The sequence below is a fragment of the Bacillus sp. HMF5848 genome (genome assembly GCF_003944835.1).
GTDB lineage: Bacteria > Bacillota > Bacilli > Bacillales > HMF5848 > HMF5848.
Map to the genome: position 1 here is coordinate 3,401,726 of NZ_RWIV01000001.1, position 23,933 is coordinate 3,425,658.

At 34.4% G+C, this 23,933-nt stretch carries 18 protein-coding genes, 2 pseudogenes and 1 riboswitch; of the genes and pseudogenes, 2 read left to right on the forward strand and 18 right to left on the reverse strand.

Features of this window, described 5'->3' with window-relative positions; genetic code table 11:
* Positions 1 to 3 precede the first annotated feature (3 nt).
* From EJF36_RS16380 to EJF36_RS16390, 3 genes are read right to left on the reverse strand one after another with little or no spacing between them, the layout of a single operon-like run.
* Entirely contained in the window at positions 4 to 831 is an 828-nt protein-coding gene (locus EJF36_RS16380; protein ID WP_125907321.1) for a polysaccharide deacetylase family protein, read from the reverse strand.
* Positions 828 to 1,961, reverse strand: a complete 1,134-nt coding sequence (locus EJF36_RS16385; protein WP_260471920.1) for a glycosyltransferase family 4 protein — start codon at positions 1,959 to 1,961, stop codon at positions 828 to 830. Before EJF36_RS16385 ends, EJF36_RS16380 begins: the two co-directional genes overlap by 4 nt.
* Positions 1,962 to 1,966: 5 nt before the next feature.
* Positions 1,967 to 3,154, reverse strand: coding sequence for an O-antigen ligase family protein (locus EJF36_RS16390; protein WP_125907323.1), 1,188 nt, complete (start codon positions 3,152 to 3,154; stop codon positions 1,967 to 1,969).
* Positions 3,155 to 3,323: 169 nt separating this feature from the next.
* On the opposite strand from EJF36_RS16390, the gene EJF36_RS16395 reads away from it, so the two are divergent.
* On the forward strand, positions 3,324 to 4,631 hold the full coding sequence (locus EJF36_RS16395; RefSeq protein ID WP_125907324.1) for a lipopolysaccharide biosynthesis protein: 1,308 nt from the start codon (positions 3,324 to 3,326) through the stop codon (positions 4,629 to 4,631).
* On the opposite strand, the gene EJF36_RS16400 is transcribed toward EJF36_RS16395, so the two are convergent.
* Positions 4,557 to 5,765, reverse strand: coding sequence for a carboxylate--amine ligase (locus EJF36_RS16400; RefSeq protein WP_125907325.1), 1,209 nt, complete (start codon positions 5,763 to 5,765; stop codon positions 4,557 to 4,559). The genes EJF36_RS16395 and EJF36_RS16400 overlap by 75 nt on opposite strands.
* Positions 5,766 to 5,916: 151 nt before the next feature.
* Here EJF36_RS16400 and EJF36_RS16405 point away from each other — a divergent pair, with 151 nt between their 5' ends.
* On the forward strand, positions 5,917 to 6,840 hold the full coding sequence (locus EJF36_RS16405; protein ID WP_260471921.1) for an LCP family glycopolymer transferase: 924 nt from the start codon (positions 5,917 to 5,919) through the stop codon (positions 6,838 to 6,840).
* 91 nt (positions 6,841 to 6,931) lie between these two features.
* On the opposite strand, the gene EJF36_RS22230 is transcribed toward EJF36_RS16405, so the two are convergent.
* The 14 genes and pseudogenes from EJF36_RS22230 to EJF36_RS16465 all read right to left on the reverse strand — a co-directional run bounded on the left by EJF36_RS22230 (position 6,932) and on the right by EJF36_RS16465 (position 23,797).
* Positions 6,932 to 7,879, reverse strand: a complete 948-nt coding sequence (locus tag EJF36_RS22230) for a methyl-accepting chemotaxis protein (protein WP_395940641.1) — start codon at positions 7,877 to 7,879, stop codon at positions 6,932 to 6,934.
* Positions 7,874 to 8,950, reverse strand: a pseudogene (locus tag EJF36_RS22235) (HAMP domain-containing protein); the annotation flags it as partial. The gene EJF36_RS22230 and the pseudogene EJF36_RS22235, both read right to left, overlap by 6 nt.
* Before the next feature lie 315 nt (positions 8,951 to 9,265).
* A complete protein-coding gene (locus EJF36_RS16415) occupies positions 9,266 to 11,491 on the reverse strand; it encodes a bifunctional diguanylate cyclase/phosphodiesterase (RefSeq protein WP_125907328.1) in 2,226 nt (741 codons plus the stop codon).
* A gap of 110 nt (positions 11,492 to 11,601) precedes the next feature.
* Positions 11,602 to 12,348, reverse strand: a complete 747-nt coding sequence (locus tag EJF36_RS22240; RefSeq protein WP_395940642.1) for a methyl-accepting chemotaxis protein — start codon at positions 12,346 to 12,348, stop codon at positions 11,602 to 11,604.
* An 18-nt stretch (positions 12,349 to 12,366) separates the two neighbouring features.
* Positions 12,367 to 12,897: pseudogene (locus tag EJF36_RS22245) on the reverse strand (protoglobin domain-containing protein); the annotation flags it as partial.
* 336 nt (positions 12,898 to 13,233) lie between these two features.
* On the reverse strand, positions 13,234 to 14,076 hold the full coding sequence (locus EJF36_RS16425; RefSeq protein ID WP_125907330.1) for a putative glycoside hydrolase: 843 nt from the start codon (positions 14,074 to 14,076) through the stop codon (positions 13,234 to 13,236).
* A 35-nt stretch (positions 14,077 to 14,111) separates the two neighbouring features.
* Positions 14,112 to 14,198: riboswitch (cyclic di-GMP riboswitch) on the reverse strand.
* Positions 14,199 to 14,289: 91 nt separating this feature from the next.
* The gene (pelG, locus tag EJF36_RS16430) at positions 14,290 to 15,744 is read right to left on the reverse strand and encodes an exopolysaccharide Pel transporter PelG (protein WP_125907331.1); all 1,455 of its coding nucleotides are present in this window, start codon (positions 15,742 to 15,744) and stop codon (positions 14,290 to 14,292) included.
* Positions 15,745 to 15,747: 3 nt separating this feature from the next.
* On the reverse strand, positions 15,748 to 17,151 hold the full coding sequence (gene pelF, locus EJF36_RS16435; protein ID WP_125907332.1) for a GT4 family glycosyltransferase PelF: 1,404 nt from the start codon (positions 17,149 to 17,151) through the stop codon (positions 15,748 to 15,750).
* Positions 17,152 to 17,164: 13 nt separating this feature from the next.
* Positions 17,165 to 19,051, reverse strand: a complete 1,887-nt coding sequence (locus tag EJF36_RS16440) for a DUF2194 domain-containing protein (RefSeq protein ID WP_125907333.1) — start codon at positions 19,049 to 19,051, stop codon at positions 17,165 to 17,167.
* On the reverse strand, positions 19,039 to 19,950 hold the full coding sequence (locus tag EJF36_RS16445) for a tetratricopeptide repeat protein (RefSeq protein ID WP_125907334.1): 912 nt from the start codon (positions 19,948 to 19,950) through the stop codon (positions 19,039 to 19,041). The genes EJF36_RS16440 and EJF36_RS16445 overlap by 13 nt, the downstream gene beginning before the upstream one ends.
* Positions 19,940 to 21,193, reverse strand: coding sequence for a GAF domain-containing protein (locus EJF36_RS16450; RefSeq protein ID WP_125907335.1), 1,254 nt, complete (start codon positions 21,191 to 21,193; stop codon positions 19,940 to 19,942). Before EJF36_RS16450 ends, EJF36_RS16445 begins: the two co-directional genes overlap by 11 nt.
* Positions 21,186 to 22,106 (reverse strand): NAD-dependent epimerase/dehydratase family protein, encoded by a 921-nt coding sequence (locus tag EJF36_RS16455; RefSeq protein ID WP_125907336.1) that lies wholly within the window; start codon positions 22,104 to 22,106, stop codon positions 21,186 to 21,188. Before EJF36_RS16455 ends, EJF36_RS16450 begins: the two co-directional genes overlap by 8 nt.
* A gap of 440 nt (positions 22,107 to 22,546) precedes the next feature.
* Positions 22,547 to 22,969, reverse strand: a complete 423-nt coding sequence (locus tag EJF36_RS16460) for a hypothetical protein (RefSeq protein ID WP_260471922.1) — start codon at positions 22,967 to 22,969, stop codon at positions 22,547 to 22,549.
* Positions 22,970 to 23,092: 123 nt separating this feature from the next.
* A complete protein-coding gene (locus EJF36_RS16465; protein WP_312028270.1) occupies positions 23,093 to 23,797 on the reverse strand; it encodes a DUF421 domain-containing protein in 705 nt (234 codons plus the stop codon).
* Positions 23,798 to 23,933: the final 136 nt, after the last annotated feature.

Genomic DNA, 23,933 nt, shown 5'->3' on the forward strand with positions numbered 1-23,933 from the left:
CATTCACAACTTATTAAGTAGCCTTCTTAAAAACTCTTCTAAAACTAGCCAGCCCTTTAAGCGCGCAATAAATAGTATTTTTCCATCTGAGCGTTGTATAGGGACTCTTTTTAAAATTGCATAATCCGTTGATGCTAATTTATTAGTGACTGGCTTCCCCTTAAAAATTGATACACCAGATGCATATAAGTTTCTAACATAATTCTCTGACATATTGTTATATCTACCTCTAGGATATGAAAAATGATAAACAGGTATATTCAATCTATTTTCTAATATATGTTTACAAACTAGTATTTCACTTCCGAGCATTTTCTCATCTATTCTATCAAGGTCTAAATGATTTACAGTATGCGCTCCAAATTGTACAAGCCTACTTTTACTTATCTCGACGATTTGACACCAATTCATAAGTTGGTTTGATCCGAGGTCTTGATCCCACCAAAAGATTTTATCTGTTTCAATATAACTTGGGACAAGGTATTGGATAGATGGAAAATTAAATTTTTTTAGAATTGGATATGTAGTTTCAAAGTAATCCATGTATCCATCATCAAATGTTAATACGATCGTTTTATTTGTCAGTTTCTTTTCCTTTACTCTCTTCATTAATAGATCCATTGTGATCACTTCATACTGATGACGTTTTAAATAGTTCATTTGCCACAAGAAATTTTCTATTGAAACGGATAGTTCTTTTTTTATGTCGTCATTCACTCGATGGTACATTAGGATGGTTGCTTGCGGCTCTTGTTTTTTAAAAAAACGAAACAACAATCCAATGGGCAACAGTAATATAAGCTTAATAGCTTTTCTTATAAGAAATGTCACCTTATCACCCTAAACCTTTGATATATATTCTCCAACTCTTTAATTACGTTAGTTGTAGAGTAAGTCTTGATTTTCCCTATAGAATATTGACCCATTTTTGATCTTATCTGTTTGTTATCTATTAAAAGTTTCATAAAGTGCGTCAAATCGTCTACATGACCAAGGTTTACAACAAAACCATTTTCCTCATGTGTAATTAAATCTTTGCTCCCGCGTATGTTCGTTACAATAGCAGGAAGACCTAGGACCATCCCCTCCATAATAGACTTCGGTAAACCCTCTCTTTTGGAAACTAGAGTAATAGCGTCTGAGTGTTTTAATATCTCTTGCACATCATGTCTAAATCCGAGAAAATGCACATTATTGATTTTTTTTTGAAGAGTATACGTTTTCATCCTAGAATAGAATTTCCCGCTCCCAGCTAAAATAAGATGACAATCAGTAGAGACTTGAAGTAGTCGCTGCCATGCTTGTAAGAGGAAGCGATGATTTTTATTTTTAGTAAATTCAGCAACACACACAAGAACAAAATCCTCCTGGGGAATAGCTAATTCTTCACGAATGTTACCGATAGATTCATCATTTTGTTTGTGTAGGTTAAGGTTTACTCCCACTCCATGTGTTAAAAAAAGTGTTTTATTTGGGACATAACCCATTTTTTTCGCCATTGTGAAATCTTCATCATTGACAACTATCAAACCATCTGTCCATCTTTTTGCAATCTTTTCAGCGGGATAATAAATAAGCCAATTGATAAGAGGTGCGTTCTTATGAAAATGAAATCCGTGTGCTGTATACAACACAGGCCCTTGTTTGTAAAAACTGGATATCATCCTAACAATAAAAGCAGCAATAGGAGTATGTACATGTATTACTTTATATATATTGGTTTTAAATAAAACAGAAAGCCCCTTCATAGCTAAGATGTTATTCATATTTAGCGGCGAGCGTGAAAAAAGGATAGTATGACAAACAACCCCCATTTCTTCAATCTCGTCTTTTCTTCCTTCATTGTCGTTTGCTGCTGCATGAACTTCGAAGCCTTTGTCTTGCAAAAGCTTTATCGTTGGTTTATGAAAGTTTGCTAAATGTGTATACACGGTAGCTACCAATAAAACTCTCTGTTTCACTTCATTCACCCCAAAGTTTTTTCAGTTTTTTTTTGATAAATCCATGGTAGCGCGAGTAAAACCCAAAAATGACGCCAGTGTAATGTATCAATTACAATACTGTTAACATACAGACCTAACAGAGTGGAAGTGCATATGATGTACAAGGGTGATTTAGTCTGAATAGACGCGTATATTGACCTAATCCACGTAATAATTAAAAAAGAAACAAACGAGATAAAACCCATTATGCCACTCTCACCAAGTACACGGACATATAGACTGTGCGGTGAATAATTAGAAATGAATTCGGATTGTCCTGGACCGCTCCCAAATGGATATTCTCTTAACGTACTCAGGACTTTAAATTGTGTGGAAAAACGACTACTATCGTAATGTTGCATGCCAAAGCGTGTTTCAAACATACTTTGAATCGGTGGGATATTTATCAAAATGATTAGCACTGTCAAAGACATAATGGACAATATCACCAATATGTTGATTCGTTTTTTAAAAGTTCTCTTTTTCGGACTTAATACAATCCATAGAACAAAAAATAGTGTACATGAAATAAAATAGTTAATCCAAGCAGCTCTTGAGAAACTAAGAAAAACGGCACTGGTAGTAATTAAAAAGGATGCCAGCCATATAATTTTTGTTCTTTTGCGAATGGAAGATTCAAAGTACATTAATGAAAATAAAACCACTGGAATGAGAAAAGGACCAAACACATTTGGATCCTTAAATAACCCCTTGATTCTACCCAAATACAAAAATATCTCTGCTGAAGGCAGAACGTTAAAATAGGCCGTAAGACCAAGCAATGCTGAAACGATCCCAGCTGTGACATACCCATACACAATACTTTGTATTATCTGATCGTGATCAGATGAGATAATACTTATCAACATAGTCCAGAGCATAATAAGGTAAAAGGTAATAAAAAAGTAAAAAAAACCAGTGATTTCATCCTCCATAAAATACATGGAGACAATGTTTTGAAGAATATAAAACCAAAGAAGTAGTAGCGGTAGTGTAAAGTGGGGTCGAAATATAAACATGGAAAAAAAGAATGTTAATCCAAACACCATGAGTATTAAAATATCAAAAGGAGCAGGCTCTATTGTAACCCAACCACTAAGTGCAAAAGTTAACCAAAATAGAAAGAGAATGATGTATTTTTCATACTGACCTCTCGTGAAACTTTCCATCATACACTATGTTTCCCTTCACCCATTTTTACTAGTTTATTAGAAAAATCTTATTAATATGCAAAAAGGGGATAAATAGAAGTTCGTCATGTACTAATATCAACTTTTAAAACATAATATGAACTAGTCCTGAATGATTTATAATCGGAAAAATTAGAAGGTGATATATAACATGACATCAGTGTGGAATATGATTAACAAATATATGGAGAAATCTACATTTTTAAGGCATGTTGCAACTCTTACAACTGGCACAGCATCGGGACAAATCATCATTATTGCAGCATCTCCCCTTTTGACTCGTATATACTCCCCTGAAGATTTTGGTTTGTTAGGTATATATGTTTCACTTCTAGCTATTCTCGTCAGACTTTCTTCCCTTCAATATGACAAAACTATTACTTTACCAAAAGATACGCTCGATGCCTCTGCATTGACACTGTTGTCATTCGTTATTCTTGTAATATCAACCTTGATAGTTGGAATAATTATTTTTTTTATAGGGGAAAAGCTCAGCCTACTATTTGATATCTTGAGTTTTTCCCAATACTTATTTTTATTACCTGTTAGCCTGCTTGGCATTGGCACATATGAAATAATGAGTAAATGGGCTATGAGAAAGGAGCAGTATTCAAGCATCGCAAAGACCAAGGTAACACAGAGCTTTATAATGGTAAGCTCACAAGTTATGGGCGGTCTGCTTTTTGTAGGACCTATTTCATTGTTAGTCGGAGATGCTCTTGGACGAATGACAGGGAGTAGTCGGTTATTTGTTAACTCGGTAAAGCAGGATTTATCATTATTTAAAAAAGTTACTTTGCCCCATATCATGACATTGGCAACTAGATATAAAAAGTTCCCCTTGTTGTCAAGCATATCCGCATTAACTAGGCAAATTTCTACCGAACTTCCAACCCTTTTATTAATTTTTTTTTATGGTCCTGCTGTTGGAGGTAGTTATGTTCTAGTGCAAAGAATATTGAGCGTGCCGTTAAATCTTATTGGTACTTCTATTGATAATGTTATGTTAGCTGAAACCTCTCATTTATTGCATTCTAATCCTAATAAAATTAAAAAATTAGTGTTTAAAACGATGAAGAATATGTTCTACATCATATCCCCTATAATGATTGTTATCGCTTTGTCTGCCCCCTCTGCCTTTCCTTTTATTTTTGGAGAAAAATGGGCTGATACGGGTATATATGTATCAATACTATCGTTGATGTACTTCTTTCAATTTATTTCTGTCCCTTTTTCACCAATTCTTATAGTTTTAGAAAGGCAAGGTTTACAAGTCATACGTGAATTAATCCGCATATTATTGATTTCTGGTTCATTATGGTATGCAAATTTAAAAGACATTGACGCAATGGGGGCCATTATACTAATTAGTGTTGCTGGTGCACTAAGCTTTATCAGTTACAGTGTTTTTTCCTGGTTTGCCCTTCATCAATTTAAGCTTAAGCTTAAACTTAAATAACATTTGTGCACACTCAACTAAAAACGGTAGAGGATCCTTTACTTGAAATGTATCGTATGTTACATGAGAATGTTTTTGCCATAAAACAGATGTAACGCATTTTGCTTTCTCATTAAATGAAATATTACTTCTTAAAATATGAAAAATATAACTAAAATCACCTAATATCCACCTAGAATACACATCAATTTGATAGCTACTTCCGTATTGTTCTGAAAGTTGCTCTATACTCAACTGATCAATAAATATATCACACATCATTTTAGGAAAATTCACACCAGATGCAACAGCTAAGTCCATAGAGCCCCATGGTCGCCCATTCACTTCCATAAAAAAAGCATCTTCTTCACTAATTCCTTTAAATTCAATCATCAACACACCAGTCCATTTGAGCTGATTAATTATTTTTTTAGCAGAATTAAGTAACAAGGGATGCGCTGGTATAGATTTACGCATGGAACTTACCCCACCACTAGGAGGCACTTCTCTAATACGTTCATGTGCAAATATTGAAAAAACCACTCCATCTTTAGCTGCTGCAAAGATTCCATAACCACGTCCTTCTATATACTCTTGTTGCAAGGGGTCTTCATCAAATTGCTTCATCTCTTTAAGAATAATCTCCCTATCAGCAGGACTGTTAATAATCCTTCGAAAACCTGTGATTAGTTGATTGTTGACTATATATCTCGACTGGCGAGGCTTTATAACAAGTTTCTCTTGTCGTTTCGGTGCTCCTATTGTTTTAACATCGAAGGATTCTACAAAATCATTCATACGCTTTTTATCAAAAGTAAGCATATATACCTCTTTGTTTGGAGCCATAAGTCGGTCCTTAATTTCTTCATAATATTTCGAGCAATAAATAGGATATAGTGTCACATCACTACAAGGAAAGATATAGTCAGGTCGTATTTTATTCACAATGTGCTTTAGACTTTCAATAAATAGAAGAGTACTTTTCTTAGGGCAATGATAATAAAAGGACCTTTCTGTATAACGACTATATTTACAGAAATCTAATTTACTTGGTCCAGCGGTATATATGGTAAAACGATTTGAGATCCCAATTGCTCTAATAATAGACAAGGTTGAACGTAAATCAGCATCAAGAATTAAAATTGTTTTTTTCATTGTAATCACCCAATTTAAAGAATTTTCAGACATATTTATGAATATGTATGAAAAAGAGTACTTAGACTACCACACTTACGCATCTCTTCTTTTGAATTGGAATATTAGACAAAATTCATGACAATTCCCATATAAGGGTGTGAAAACAATATTGAAAAAGTGGATAATTATTTGCACTATTGTCCTTTTCACAATATGTCTAGCTTCATTTGGCTATGTTTACTATATATATTACCAAGTAGTAGATACCTTTGAACAAATATATGAGCCAATTCATCCTAACACCGTAAGTGGGAGGAGTAATTTTCCTTTTAATAAAGAGATGCTTTATGCAGAAAAAGCACACCAACAAAATCAAACTCCTATTCGCATCTTAATTATTGGTATTGATGAACGTGAAGGAGATTATGGACGATCTGATGTGCTAATTTTCACATCCATCCATCCTAGCGATCAATCCATTCGTATGTTTAATATCCCTAGAGACACTCGTGTTAAAATTATTGGCAAAGACTTCGAAGACAAAATAAATCATGCCTATGCTTATGGGTCAACGAATACGACAATCAAAACAGTAGAGGCTTTTCTTGAAACCCCAATAGATTATTACATTAAAATTAATATGGAGGGTTTTTATCAGTTAATTGATTCATTAGAAGGTATTACGATTAATAATGAACTCGAATGGGAGGACGAAGACTATGTATTTAAAAAAGGAGACATTACATTAGATGGAAAGCAAGCATTACGTTACGTCAGAATGAGGTACCTAGACCCTAAGGGGGATTTAGGTAGAAATGATCGACAAAAGAAAGTCATCAAAGCAATGGCAGTCAAAATGGTATCATTTTCATCTATCACTAAAATGAATGAAATCTTACGTACAGTAGGTAATAACTTAACAACAAATATCACACAACAAGATATGACCTTTCTTTATATGAACTTTAAAGATTACCGAAACAATATATTGACCACACAAGTTGATGGGAAGAGTCAATATATTAATGATATCTATTATTATATTGTTTCTGAACAAGAACGTATAACTCTTCATCAGTTTATCAATAACTAGCTAATAAAAATTCACCAGTCGACAACAGAAAGTTTTTCTTTATTATATTTTAAATAACACCCTCTCTTACCAGAGAGGGTGACACATATAATTAAATCTCAAATTTTTCCAGTTCTTTTTTCAGTTCTACTGAATAACTGTCTAGCTCTTCTGCAAGCTTGTTTAGCTGTTCCATAGAAGCCGTTGTTTCTTCAATAGATGCTGACACTTCTTCTGTTCCAGCAGCTGTTTCCTGACTAATTGATGTGATCTTTTCAGTATGTGACACTAAAGAGTCAGTTTGCTGTAACATAGTTTGAACAGAATTCACAATAGACTGAATAGCTTTCTGGCTACCCTCTACCGCATTTGATATAGTGATAAATGCCTGTTCCGTTTCCCCTACTGCTTGTCCTTGCACATCTAAATAATCCGTTGTTTCTGTAATGAGTGTAACGGTTCTCGTTGTTTCAGACTGCATCTGACTCACAAGAGAAGTAATGTCTTGTAATGAATACTCAGTTTGCTCAGCTAACTTACGTACTTCACTGGCGACAACGGCAAAGCCTTTTCCGTGTTCGCCTGCACGAGCCGCCTCAATGGCAGCGTTTAAAGCCAATAGATTTGTTTGCCCAGCAATTTCCGCAATGCGTGTCACAATTTCATTAATTGATTTTGAACGCTGATCTAACGACTGTACAGCCTGTTCCATTTCTCCAGCAAGCGTTTTTGTTTGAGTAAAATGCCCTTGTAACGTATTTACTGTTTGCAATCCTACATTCGATACTTGGATCATATTATCTGCTTCTACTGACATTTCCTGAGTCTGCTGTCCTATCGTTGATGTTTGATGGGAAACATTGTGCACGACTGTATTAGCTTGTTCCATTAGTTCTGTTTGATCTGATGCACCACTTGCAATTTGCTGCATTGTTCTTGCCACTTCATTAGATGCAGCTGTATTTTCTTCAGCACTTGCTACTAACGTTTGTGCGACATCTGTTACACTAACTGATATATGAGCAACCTTTTCCATGATGGTACGCATTTGCAATATCATCGTATTAAAGCTTTGCGCAAGCTCTCCTATTTCATCTTCTCGGATTATCGCTACTTCTGCTGTCAGATTTCCACTCTCCACTTCCCTCATTGTTTCTTGAAGCTTGTGAAGAGGCTTTGTAATACGCTTTGTAACAATTAAAGAAACTAGAACAGACAAAATAATTACTAATACTAATGCAATTCCAATCGGCACAATAATTTGTTGGCCTTTTTGCTCTAGCTCTGACTTATTAACTGTGCCAAGAATTTTCCAACCGGTTGCTTCATTAATCGCATACGTTAAGATTTTTTCTTCTCCCTTATATTCGTAATCTATTGAACTACGCTGTTCGCTTTCCATCATTTTCTTGTAGAATTGTTCTTCCACTGCTGATGTGCCGATTAAGTCTTCAATTGGATGTGATAAAAAAACACCATTTTGATCTAGTATAGCTGCATATCCAGTTTGTCCAATCTTCACATTTCCCACTAAATCTGAAATGGAATCCTGCGTTATATCTAATGATAATACACCCACATTACTAATCGCCTTCGTTATACTAACGGTGAACTTTTTTGAAGCCGAATCGATATAAGGATCCGTCCAAACGACTTCATTCGGATTTGCCTTTGCTTTTTCATACCAAGGTCGCACTCTTGGATCAAAATCACTTGGAAGATCTTGTGTAGGGTATAGAATCATTTCACCGTCGGATGTACCAAAGTATATATTTTTTATTCTAGGATTTGAATCAGTAATTTCTTTAAATTTGTTGAGTATCGGACTTTTTTGATACTTCGCTTTTCTCAAGTCAACGCTTGTTGATTCTTGACGAATTGTTCCTTCTAGTGAATTGAATAAGATGTCTAAGGTGTTGTTGAGTTGAACAATATCACCTTGCATACTCGTAGTTAATTCATCCGTTGTGATCTGAACTGTGTATTGAAATGCTACTACTGATAACCCAACACCTGATAAAATAAACAGAGATAAAAATGGTAATAAAATTTGTCGTTGCAATGATTGTTTGTTCTTTTTTGCCTTTTTCATAAGGAGCCTCCATTTATATGATTTGTAAAGTAAATTCATATATTACTATTTATCTTACATGAAAAAAGATTTTGAAAAAAGAGTCGATTTATGTAGAAATTGTGTATTGTGAACAAATCTTGCTACACTATAGTAAAAGTGAGGAGGAAAAAGCACATAAATAAATGCGAATATATTATTTTAAATCAACTTATTCGCAGCATTTTTAAGGAAGATAAACTGCTCGGCGTTGGAGAAGGATAGTAGATTCATTCCGTGCCACATACTTTAAAAATAGAGATAGAAAAAAGCCCAATGTGGATGACATTGAGCTTTTCTATCACAAGCACATAATTATTAATTACATTTTGAAAGTTAACATTGAGAAGCTTGAACTTTTTCTAATAACAGTTTCTCTAGCTGCTCAGCCGCAAGTGGTTTACTAAAGTAATATCCCTGACCAATTAAACATGAGTTTTTCACAAGAAACTTTACTTGTTCTTCCGTCTCTATTCCTTCCGCTATAATATTAAAGTTCAGGTTATGGCCCATTTCTATTATAGCTTTTACGATTGAGCCATTATCTGATTGATCAATAATATCATCGACAAAGGATTTATCAATTTTTATATTATCGATGAGAAGATTACGCAAAATACTTAATGACGAATATCCTGTTCCGAAATCATCTATTGAAATAACAATTCCCATTTTCTTTAATTGCTTTAAAATTATTGTTGATTTCTCAAAGTTTTGCATGATACTTTCTGTTATCTCGAGCTCAAGTCGCCCAGGGTCAACCTCAACTTGCTTTAATATGCTTTGAACTACCTCAACAAATTTGTCGTCTTGAATTTGTCTTACTGAAATATTGACGGCAATAGGTATCGTCCCTACTCCTTCTTCTTCCCATTTTTTACTTTGCTCACAAGCCTTTGTTAAAACCCATTTCCCAATAGGTACTATTAAACCGGTTTCTTCTGCCAACGGAATAAACTCAGCTGGTGAAATTCTGCCTAGCACAGGATGGTTCCAACGAATTAATGCTTCCACTCCTAAAATTTCCCCAGTTTCCAAATGAATTTTAGGTTGATAATTGAGAGTTAATTGATCAAGTTCAATAGCTCTTCTTAATCCATTCTCAAGTTCCATTTTTTTAGTGGTGACTTCGTCTAATTCACTATTATAGAATTGATAATTGTTTTTTCCTTTTTCTTTAGCAATATACATAGCAGCATCCGCACGCATTAATAATCTTTCTTGATTATCACCGTCAATGGGATACATGCTAATACCAATACTAGCTGTAACAAAGAATTCATGTCCATCCAATACTACTGGACTCGTAAAATTCTGTATAATACGATTAGAAATTTTGCGTACATCTTCTTTATTAATATCTTCTAACAGAATAATAAATTCATCTCCACCTTGCCTGTATACGACACCTTTATGCTGAACTATATTTTTAAGGCGAGTGGCTACTTGCTTTAATAAGGCATCACCTATTGTATGTCCTTTTGTGTCGTTAATTACTTTAAAACGGTCAAGGTCAAGGAATAAGATAGCAAATGACGCGTTAGGCACTTTTAAAAATGCGTTTTTTAAATGCTGCCTAAACATGTTCCGATTCGGGGCACCTGTTAAGCCATCATAATAAGCCATCTCATGAATTATTTTTTCTGTTTTTTTTCGAGATGTTATATCTCTACCAACTAATTGGACGGCTGATCTTCCTTCATACATGATTGGCATAATAGATACTTCTAAATCTACCAACTTGCCATCAAGACGATTAATTGTAAGTTCGTAATGATTTAAATCTGCATCATTTATACCGCCTCTAAGTTTTCCCCTAACTATTTCAATGTCTTTCCGAGAAGCAAAAATTGAAATGTTAGTGTTTATTAGTTCTGTAGGGTTGTTGGCACCAAATAACTTACTACCGCCTTCATTGATGTAATCAATCGTTTCGTTGCTGATGACTGCTATTATATCTGGTGACATTTCCACTAAACTACGGTAGCGATCTTCACTCTCTTTACGTTCAGTTATATCAAACAATACGCTTGTAAAATAAACCATCTGTCCTTGTGTATCAAGCGTTGGAATTCCTCTATCCTGAATCCAGCGAATATTTCCATCTCGTCTAATAATTCGATACACGCTTGTACAAGGTAACCCTGCATTCACAACCTGTTCTCTATCTTTTAAAACAGATACATCATCTGGATGTATCACTTGTTTCCACAATGTCAAATCTTTATAAAACTCGTCAAAGCTGTAACCATATAGTTTTTGTATCCCTGGTGTTATGAGAAGCTCACCTGTTTTTAAATCATGTGACCAAATCGCGACATCTAGTGAATCAAATATATTATTTAGCTTTTGATTACTTTTTCGAAGTTCTTTTTCAGTTGAATCGTTGGCTCTTAGTAATAGAACTAGCATAACAAATGTACCAAGTATAATAGAAACATGTATAAAAGACGTAACATACATACTGTTACGAAACGCCCTAGCTAAGTCAACCACTTCTAGAGCTATAACCACTATAAAAATAATTAAAATAAGACTTTGATGTTTATTAAACTTTACCATATTGATTCTCCGTATATTATTAGTGTTCAGTTCTTAATTATATAGCTAGTCCACTTATAAATATTACACTAACAATTACAATCAATAAAGACCTTTCAAAACTAGAATGCTTAAGCTCCTTTAGCTGCTTCATTTAAATGTTCTGCGGATTGTGCTACCCCATTTGTTGCTAATCCAATTTCTTTAATAATTTCTACTAATTCACTCACTTTATTATCAATTTGTAAAATAGCCGACGTGTTTTGGTCCATTGATAATACAATTTCTTCAAATGTTTTATCTGTTGATTGTGATGTTTCTATACCATGTCCTACCGCTTGCTTCACATTTTGTAAAGAATTAATAACTTGCTCTGTCGTGCTTGCTGATGCTGTTACAATTGTTTGTATCTCAGTTACTGATTGCTTAGTTTGTTCTGCTAATTTCTTAACTTCATTTGAGACAACAGCAAAGCCTTTGCCATGCTCACCAGCACGTGCTGCTTCAATAGCTGAGTTCAATGCTAATAGATTTGTTTGCTCTGCGATGTCTTTAACCATTTTCGTAACCTTTTCTATTTCTTCTGACGATTGCTCTAATTGAATAACAAGTTGATTCACAGCTTCTGTATCCTGCGCAATTAGCTTAATATTTTCAATCAATTGACTCATTTGCTTTCTACCATTTTCCGCTTTAATCTGTGTTTGTTTAGTATGACTCGTAGTATCCGTTACTTTCTCTTTCACGTCATACCCACTTGCCACCAAGGTTTCAACAGAAGCATTTGTTTGTTCTGCTAATGCAACGAGCTCTGAGCTTATCTCAAGAATTTTACCTTTTAGCTCATCTTTTACTTCTTCATTTTTATTTTGTAGCATTCTAATATTTTCTAGTTCATAAGCTTCTAAAACGATTTGTTGTTCAAAGCTTAATATTTTAGTTATTACTTGTACAATTTTTCGAATCTCTTCTTTATCCTGCACGTTGTTGAACACGATATCTAATAGACTATTTTGTAGGTTTTGAAATGCTCCCATATACCACTCTGGTAGCAATCCAATTCTGTAGTGAACACTTGCGACCTTGAATCTTTTATCAAGAAAGGCTTGATCTATACACCCCGCGAATAGACCAATCATATGACCTCGTAGCGTGTTACGAAGACGGTCTACACTACTAAACTTTTCTATCATATTTTTTAACTCTTTAACTTCCAATATAGTATTGTAAAATTCTCCGACAATAACATCCACGTTTTCCTCAACTAAAGGTTGTATACTCTTGATTATCTTAAGGTCTTCCTCAGTAAAGCGAATCATTCTTAATTTTGACGATATATTATCACTCAATGTCGTACTTATTGTTACTTGCACACTGTTGACATCCTGTAACCATTCTTTCCCCTTTGCCGGTTTAATTCCCCACATACTTCTAATCCCCTTTTGTTGTCATTTACGTACGTTTTATTAAATTGTTTACATAGCACTCTATTCCTATAAACACTATACTAATGGTATTATCGACAAATTTCCACAAATTTTTTAAGATTTAACTTACAATTAATTATTATAATATTGATACGGCAAATTATTTGATTACAATATTGCTAATGTAAGCACGCCACTTTAATTGCTATGACATATTCCCTGTATCATTCAAGTGAATATCCTCTACAGCATAGTACGGTATTCCTATCTAAAAAAAAGCCTTTAACATAAAAAAGTTCTCCGTACAATTAGGAGAACTTTTTGTAATTATTTACTTTACCACTTATTAAAATGGTTTTTCTCATGATAATGAATAAATTGATTACTGTTTGAAAACTTTTTACTTTGCTTTCCATTATTAAAAGACAAAGTTAGCACTTGGAAATCGTGTGTCTTCTGTAACTCTTTTAACTCTTGAATTCGGTCTAATGACCATTGGTCTTTTGATACAACCTGAGAATCAAATCCTTCCCACATAATGGCATCGACATATTGGTGACTATATTCTCTAAATAAGTGAATACCCCAATTTTGAATAATAGATACGTCTTCAAATTGCTCTGTCACACGTTCTAATAGCTGCACATAACTCTCTGCTTGCTTTACATATTCGATTTGGTCTGTGTAATAAAACTGATCATCGATATCGCCAGCTGTATCAAAGAAAATACCAGTAAAGCCCTTCTCTATAACTTGTTCATTTACTTCATTAAACAGTACATCTTGATAATGTTCAGATGATAAATCCATTAAATAAGAGTCCCATTTTTCAAAATGAACCTTCTCACCATTTTTATAAAAATAATCAGTCTCTTCTATTTTACTCATACGATTATTGTTCCATGAATCTGATTCCATAACGGAAACATATGCATAAAGCTTTACACCTTGTGATTGGATTTCATCCACAAGCTCCTTTGTGTAATATAGAGGCTCTACAATTACAACGTCATATCTGTTCATTTGCTTTATAACTCTTTTGGTTGGCTCATCATAATATACCTTATACGTTTGAATGTCTTGTAAAGGATGAGTTTGCATTGCTTGCACTCCCATATGCACGGTAGATAAGAGCATGAGTAATGTAGTGAGCATTATTACGACTTTTTTAGAAAACACAAAAACCCCTCCTAATAGTTAGCAGGGGATGGGAGGTTAGCAGGCTGGCAATCGGTATACTAATGTATCGACGACCCATGCCTTTGCGTCCCTATTTTTCAATAGGTTTGCCCTTCACCACCCCACTACGTTTGTTATTTAATAGTCAGAATGATAGTTCTTATTACTTCTATTATATATGCAAATCCTTAATTTTTCTAGACTGTTGCTAAATTAGTCTTCGTATACTCTCTTTACTAGTGGACCAAAAATTTTAATAGACTGCTGCTTATCTTTTTTTGTGAAAGCAAAGTAGTCTACTTGTTGTATATATGAATTAAGACGATACGCGGCATATACAAAGCCGAGTATGGAACCTATAGAAAAACTTAATCCATACCCTTTTATCCCTAATGGTAATAATACGATTGATAATACTAAAATGCTTACAAAAAATACAATAGAAGTGATCATGGCCCCTTTTAAATCTTCAAAGTATAGAAGCAGCAGTTGCAACACAAGAATCATAGCATTGAAGTAAGCCCCAATAAGTGTCAGGCGGAAAATAGCCACAAATTCTGGTCCGGCTTGTAACAACGATGCAATCCAACTCGCCGCAATAATACACATGAAGGTAACAACACCCTGATTTCGAAGTAAGCGAAGAATTTCTTCTTTTAAAACTTGAATCATCCGCTCCTTAGAGCGTTGAATTTGCTGTAAACTACCACCTTCATTGATATACCCGTAAAAACTTCTGTACCGTTCATAAAATCTCGTTTCCACTGAAATAACGAAAAACATAAGTGTCGGTACAATACTTAAATATGACCAGAAAACGGGCACATCATACGTCATGTTGAATATAAAGAAATCATAGAGTTCAGAGGCTCCTTCACCAAACCAAATGACGAAGTTCGCTATCCATAACCCTGCCGTATATAGAGTTCCTATGATTACAAACTTAGGATAATAATCAATATAGGTTAAATAATCGAGTCCACGTTCATCTCCTTTGTAAGAAAAAGTCCTTACAAGAACCACGAACAAAATAGCAAGAGTAACCATCATTCCTACAATAAAGGGAATATAAAAAATGCTAGTTGCCAAAAAAACGGAATATGATGTTATGTCACTAAAAAATACGACAAGAAATTCGCCTATTACAATAATAGTGCCACCAATTAAAAAAGCGATAGACACAATTTTATAATCTTTTAGTGCTGTAATAAACATAAACGTATTCCAGATTAATAACATAATCATAAAAAAAGCGACGATAATAAGTTCTAAGTACACTGGCAACTTTGCTACCATCATAAAAAATGCTACTAATACAACCGCAAGTAATAAAGAGGTTTTCGTTAGACCTACATATGAGGGGATAACCCGTTCATATTTAAGCTCATACAACTGGTCAGCTAAGTACCTTGTTAACGTTAGATGCTGCACACTAAAAATAAGCTGCGAAAAAATAAAGCAATATGACAAAGATATAGTCAGCAGTTCCTTTGTTTCATCTGGAAATACGGATATGTTCCCAATGATCCTCTGTGTTAAGGAGAGAGCAAGGATAATAATTAACCAAGGTCCAGATGTTACAATGAGTGAAATACTATACGCTTTAAAACGGGAGGAAAAGTAGTCCTCCTTGAAGAGTTTTTGTAATTGAAATCCAATGCCGGCCATGTACTACTTCTCCCCCCTTTCGTAAAGCTCTCTATATGCACGGATCACTTCTTCTTGCTGGTAATGTTGTAACACACGATTCCGCCCATTTACCCCCTTGGTTTTTCGCATTTCCTCATTATCCTTTAGCATCATTAGATTTTCTACTAACTCTATGACGTCAGTAGGAGAAAATATGAATCCAGCAGTACCACAAGAGTCGTCTTGTCTACCGATAATAAGCTCTCTACATCCTCCTACATCTGTCGTCACACATGGTACTTCATAGGAGAACGCCTCAAGTATTGATAATGGCTGACCTTCCGACAAACTACTTAATACAACAACATCAAATAACGGGAGATAGTCTGGCACGTGGACTTTTCCAAGAAAAGTAACATAGTCTTGTAATCCGAATTGCTCGAGTAACCTCATGCATTCCCACGCATACTCTTTGTCCTCATCCATCGGGCCTAAAATAGACCATTTAAACGCAACGCTTCTATTCTTTAACTCTCTTGCTGCATATAACATGGTCTTAATGTCTTTTATTGGCACAACTCGAACAATCGAACCAATATGAAAATAATCTTCTTTTTTCCCACGATATGTTATGGGTGTTGGTGGTATTACGCCGTTAGGAATAATCCTAAGCTTGTTAGAGCTCGCACCCTTTTCCTTTTGAATTTGACTGTTTCGTTCAAACAAACTAACAATGTTATCTGCGTGATCATAAGAAATAGCGCCGATATGATGAAAGTAATCAATCCATCTTTGTTTAAAGCTAGACGGGATCCATTCACTTAGTAATATCTCTTCTTCGCGCTCTCTTGTGTAAATACCGTGTTCGGTTAAAATAAAGGGAATGCTCTGTTGCGACGCAATGGTGGATGCTAAAATCCCTGCATATCCTGTAGATACCGAATGAACGATATCGAGCTCTGGTAATTCATTTTTTAAAAGTGTAAAAATCGGCATATACATCCCTTTAAACATATAGAAAAATTCAATAAAATTATGAACATTTTGGGTTTCGCTACATTTTTTTACGATGTCCCAAAAATAGCGACTGTCAAAAAACGCTTCAATATCATGTTCAGACGCTATTTCGTGAATAAGCTGTAAGACTTCTCGAGAGGTACTATGCATTTGAAAAAAAGAAAACAATAATTGTAGTTCATCGTCGGTTAGTTTACGTTTAAACTTTTTCTTTTTTTTTGATTCGCCCCCTATATGAATGGGAAATACTCTTACATTTGACACATTATCAGGGAGTTCGTATTGATAGTCTCGTCTTTGACTCGGCGGAATAATTGATAGAATAATAAACTCAAGGTCTGGCATACCTTTCATGAGCCCGTGTACCCAGCTTGATACACCTCCACTGACAAAAGGGTAGCTTCCTTCACATACTATGCCTATCTTCATGTTACTTCACTCCCTAATTTAATGAAGCAATCGGTATAACGACAGGAAGCTTTGTCGTTTTAATTTGATAAATCGGTAAATCCGAGTTAGTTTGATACACCGTTACGTCACTAGTTTCGTCTATTGCAATAGTTTCGTTCTCAGCTAATTGAACAGATAGGTTTACTGGCGTTGGCATGTTTTCTCCGCTAACAACAATACTGTCTTCTCCGTATTCAATAGTAAGGCTCCCTTGTACATAAGCTTTCATATAGTCTGCAGCCTCAGAAGCAGTATACGGCTCAAGCACAGGATATTTAGTATTTATGCTACTTAAAAAACTTTGAAATCCTGCTTTCATGTCCTTCCAGGGCCGTGTGTAGTTTTCTGAACGATCTTCATCAGTTAAATCATCTGGATGGACGAAATGACTAAACATACCAAAGTTCGCTAAACCATCAATAGCCATATTACGCTCATTCGCTGACGGGACATATCCACTTGAAAGTCTTGGGAAGTGGAAGATTGTTTGTTTTTCTGCATCATATTCAAATTCCTGTTCGAGAGCACCTAATTGGTCCCCTTCGTAAACAGCAGATATAACCTTTAAGCTTGGTAGTGCTTCATATATAGCATTTATTCCAGTAGGTCCAATTACGTTAGAAGGTGGGACATATACTTCATATTGCAATGAAGGATAATACTCTTCAAGCAGTGCATTCATTACGTAAATACCCTTTTTCATTTCTTCCTTGCTCTTCCATGGAATATAGCCTAGTTCTTTATCTATTTCTTCCTTATTGGTTACGAGTGATTGATGATTAAATCCATGAAGTCCTAGCTCATCTCCGCGTAAAATAGTATCTCTCGCGTAGTACAGCAGTTGTTTTTTATTTCGTGCGACCATCTCGTTTACGGTTAAATTTAATGATTCACTATAATCACCGATTATAACATTGGTGTATAGTAAGTCTTGCTCACGAGCAATCAACTTCATATCTTCCCACCATATTTTTTGAAAGAAGGTCGGCGGCTGCATATTGTATTCTTTAAGATAATATTCTGCTACTTCTTCTTTCCAATTTTGTGGAAACGGTGCGGGGAAGTCATCAATAAATACTGTTTTAATACCCGCCATTGCATTTACCTTTAACGGTAGCATTTCAAGAATCGTCTGAAGAAATAGGCCTCTTGCTTGTTTTGTGCCTAGCCAAGTTCCATTCCAATAGCCAACCATTCCTTTATGAAAGGAATGTGTCCAATACAATGGGATATCCTCTGTCTTAATATGAAGCTCTGCATTATCATTAAGTTCAAGATTAAGACTATTATTCACCATGTTTTCCGCATGATAGTCTGTCTCTGGAAAAAAGCTACTTATTCGACTATTTAAAATGGTAAGTCCATATATGTTACCAAATTTATCTGTATGTTTGTCTGTAAATGAATATATACCTTGAATTCCCACTAGTTCGTTCCACTTTGGACTATAAAATCGTTTCCCTACATAGAGCTTCCCACCGTTCTCTACAAATGCTGTAACTTCTTCTAAAGATAGGCGGTTGCTAGCGGCCTCGTCAGATGTAACTAGTACTGTGTAGGCAGTGGGAGTAAGTGATTGAATTTCATCTGGCTCAATGATCTTATAAGGTAGCTTTGCGTATTGTAGTGCATACTTAAAATTATTAAATTGATGATTTTCCTGATTCTCAGGCCTTACTAAATAAAACATGGGCGATGTTGTGTTTTCAACATCTGTATTTACACCAGATACTATCCCAACATGTTGACTTGTTACTGTCACTTTAGATGATAGTAGATTTGGATGAAAACGAATTAATTGCGTAAGAACTATAAAAGTCACAGCTGCTATAACAATAAATACAACTGTCCAGTTTAATTTCTTATTTATGGAACCCATAGAAATTTCACAACCTTTTGAAATGGTTCAGATGTTTGAGAAAGCAAGTTGTTATTTCTCAATTTTTTCAAATATACCTCCGCACCTGACCATTGATCATGCTCTATTAGCTCTGCTATTAGAGATTCATAGAAATAAGTACAATTCGGAAATAGTTCTATACATTTTTTATAGAAATCTTGCATCTTTTCGGTTTTTAAATTAAGACGCTGGTAGACACTTGCCAAGTCTTTATAGCACTCCTCGTCATTAGGGAAATGCTGCATCATATCAAATAATAATTGTTGATGCGAGAGTAAAATCTCTGTTTCATCTTGTTGCTCTAATAAATCACTATTCCAATATGCACGATAGGCACGGGAAAGCTCCCGATAATACTCAATCGAATGGTTAGGAATAGACTGTTGAATAATGGATATCCTTTTTTGATGTCTATCTTTTAATAAATTTAATGTGGTGGATGCATAGTGCGAAAGCTCTGATTGAGAGCTTTTAATAGCTTTTTTTAAGTACATACCATGCCGTTGATCTAACAGCTCTAGATGCTTTGTGATAAAAGCTTTTGTCACGTGGTCATTGTCACTTTGAATACTCATTGTTATAGGTAAAACCTCAACAGATTCCATTGCTTCCTCTCGCATTGCTTCATAAGATGTCACGTCAAAATTTAGGTACTCTCTATAATCTACTAAATTCTTTTCACTTGTACGTTGAGTAAAGAGATAAACAATTAAACTAAACAAAATACCTATTACCGGAAAAACAATAGATATTATGATCAACCATTCTATTACTCCTTTATATTGTTCATCTGTTTTCTTCTTTATTAAACGTCCCAAGAGAAACACAATTCCCACATAACATACATATATTAGTAGAATTGATGTATTAAAACTCATACGCCTGCTCCTTAGCAGAAATCGATTTAATAATTCGTTTCTTAATGGATTCTGCATGGCTCGGATCTGTACCAGGTAATAAAAAGTACAGTCTTGAACGTACAGAATCAAAACCTATAACATCAATTTCTCTTAATTCTTCAGCTAAGTATTTATTAATAAAAGCCATTGCTTCAGGAGTTAGTTTTTTCATTTTAAATCTAAATGTCGTATATGGCTGCTGCGTTAACTTGTAACGTTCTACTTCTATATCAAGAATTTCTTGAAAGTACTCCATTGTGTAGAAAGATGTCCCTTCTACTAATACGGAATTTTTTTCTTCTTTCTCACGCTTCATCGTATTCGTTAATGGATCCGTAATGAATTGTAAAATCCACTTTAACACTTCAAGACCTTCTTGCGTCATGCGATAAAAATCCACTTTTTTTATTACTAATACATACTTAACCTTGTGGTCAATGATAATAGGTGCAGCGATGAGTGGGGCTTTGTCTTCTTCACTTTCCTCGAAATTTTTAAAGAAGATTCGCTTGTCTTCTAGTACTCTATGAAACATCCGCGGTGCATTTTCAAAGAAAATGGAGTTTGGCATCGTTTCTTTTCCGATAGCCATATTAATTTTCATTCGCAATACCTTTTCTGATTGGTCAACGTGATATATACCAAATGCCTCTGCACCATATTGACTTCTTATAATTTCTGCTGCTTCATCTAATACTTTTTCTGATTGACCTTTTTTTAACATTTGAGTCATAGAATAAATGGTGGCCAAATTATTCTCCGATTCAAGCACTCTTTTTTTCAACTGTGCATTTGCATGTCTAAACGAATGGAGAGTCTCCGCAATTTCCTTCCTTTCATCATCTACCTCATAGTTTTGATATAGGAGATCTTCATATCTTTCATTAAGACTCGTGCGATACAAACCAGTAACCACACCTAACACTGTTAAGAAAATAAATGGTAATACAAGGTCCTGTTGATATAGTACTAATATAAGGTCGTATCCATTTATTAGTAAATCTAAAACATAAATACATCCCGTTCCTATAATACTTATAATTCCATACAATAGACCGTAACGAATTCCGAACAGTGTCACGGTTGTATATAGTAAATATGGTAGATATATTTGTGGGATAATATTAAATATGACAAGAACGAACAAAGAGGTTATCACCACAAATAGTTCAATAAATATAATCCATTTTTTTTGTTGAGAGTATGTTGTATAGTTACGCATGAACTTGCATCTCTTTCATTAAGTAATGGTAATAGTCTGATAGCCCTTCTTTAAAAGAGTAAAGTGGCTTCCATTTCAATTGATTTTTTGCTTTATCAGTAGATAGAACATTGTGTTCAATGTCACCAAGTCTACGATCTTTATATGTGACATGAAGCTTCTTATTAACTACATGTTCTATATCTGAGATAATATCATTTATCTTCATTTGAGTTTCGCTACTAATATTGAAGGTATCTGACTCATCATTTTTTAAAGCAACCAAATTCGCTTTAACAATATCTTTTACATATATGAAGTCTCGAGTTTGATTTCCTGAGCCATACACCTCAATAGGATGGTTTTGTATGATTTGGTTCATAAAAATAGAAATAACCCCAGCTTCTCCACCATGCTTTTGTCGTGGTCCGAACACATTACCAAAACGCAAAATAACATATTTCAAACCATACAATTCTCTGTATAAACGTATATACTCTTCTGCTGTCTTCTTAGATTGGCCATAAGGTGATAGAGGACGTAATGGACTCTCTTCTTTAATAGGTAGTGAATCAGGGTCACCGTAAACGGCTGCTGTAGATGCAAAAATTATCTTTTTTACATTCATCGCCTTACAAGCTTCCAAAACATTTACAGTTCCTATTATATTGTTTATCGCATCATCTGTAGCATTTTTCATCGAATAAGGGACTGATGTTTGGGCTGCGAGGTGAATAACATAGTCAGGATCAATTTCGGCAAATATTTCTAACACGTCAGTCTCGGATCTTACATCGCATTGTATGAAATTATCCTTTATATAAGTAGGTTTTTTAATATCTATATTGTACGATTCATACCCCTGCTGTTGGAGTTCCTCTAATATATGACTTCCGATAAAACCTGAACCACCTGTTACAATAACCTTTTTCATATAAAGCTCCCTCCTTTCATCACAAGTGGATCCTTTTATAAAACCGCATAAACACTATGTTAATAGGATAATGATAGTTGTTTTATCCCCTTTATTATCATTATCCTTTACTGTGTCTACTCTTGTCGAATTTTGTAGTTCTATTTAATAATACAATATTACCCATAAAATATCCAGAAACTAGTTATTTCGAGCCTTAAATAAGCTTAATAATTCATATCCTTATTATGACAGTCCCTCCTTCTATTTACCTTATAAAAATCTTGGAAGCACGTTACTACTGCGGGTATACATATAAGTTAATAGTCCTCTGCATTCCCTACATTCTCTAATTACACACCATAAAACATCCTAAGCACATATATATTTTCTAAAATAAAAAAACTCAAATTCTATGAATTTGAGTTTTTTGACAAATATCAATTTTTGCAAGAATGTAGTTAGTTCAAAGCTTTTCGAATAGCCCCCATGCCTGCTAAAATGGTGACAGCATCGCTATTTAAATAACTTTCAATATCGGAACGGATTAATAAGGTACTTTCATTTTTAACAATGTTCTTTATTCCTCTTAAATCAAAGTTATAAGCATATGTATTGATTGCGTTAAGAGTAGCTAATTCTTTTCTTGACAGTGTCTGATAACCAGACTCTATTTGTTGTGTTAAGAACTTTAGGATATCTCTCGCATTTCTCTTTAGAAGATATTTATTACTTTCGACTATGCTTATATTTTCCTCAATGTATTTTCTAGCGGATACAAAGTCTAACGCTTCAACACAGCTATTAATCTTGTTTATTAACTCGTCGGTAGTTATAATATCCCCTCTTTTTTTAATATCCTTTTTTAAAAAATAAAAGGACACTGTTATGATTATTAATTTTAGTATGATTCAAAGCAATAAACTATCACCTGATGGTACTATCTACTGTTTTTCAACCCCCACTAATTTCTTATATAAAGAAAAAGCCCGTATATTTACGGACCCTTAGTGTAATTTATCAGAGTATGTATCGAAATATACTGAACCATCTTTTTGTACTTCTGCGTAAAATACATCGTTAATTGATTCGACACCTGCTAGTTCCAGTTGCTGCATGAGCCAGCCTTGATTGAGATTCAACTTCTCTAAATTATTTTGATTCACATTTCCATCTGAAATAACTTCTGTCGGAATAGAAACAACGCTAGGAGTTAAACTTGTCATGTTTATATCATTTTTCGTAGCAGGTTGTTGAGCAGTTTTTTTCATAACTGAAAGCTTTCCATCTATTTCAAAAATAGCATAATCAACTTCCGCAACAGCAAACACATTTTTTTCTCTTAGCTTTACATTTAAGGCGTCGAGATCTAACCTTGCTTTTTTCATAGCCTTTTCAAGAATCTTCCCGTTGCGAATTACAATAAGAGGGTCACCTTCTATTAGTTTTCGTGCTTTTTTTGATTTTATATCTATATATCCTAGCAATAACGTTATTCCCGTCCAAGACACTAACGTAATCAACCCATTCCGAAAGTTTATCGAACTGTTAACAACCACTGAACCTGCTATCGTTCCAATCGAAATGGCTGATACAAAATTAAAAAAAGTCATTTGACTTATTTCTTTTCGGCCCATAATTCTTGTAAGTATCAACAACATGAAAAAAGTTATTCCTATTCGCCAAAGTAATTCGGATACACTCACATACATCACCTCAAATTTAATATGTGAAAAAAAATATAAAAAATGCAACAAATGAATTCTATGTTTTTTAAGAACAGATTTGTTACTAGAAAAGTTGATAACAGAGCTTTGAGGTATATATCACAGCAATCAGGAAAAAACA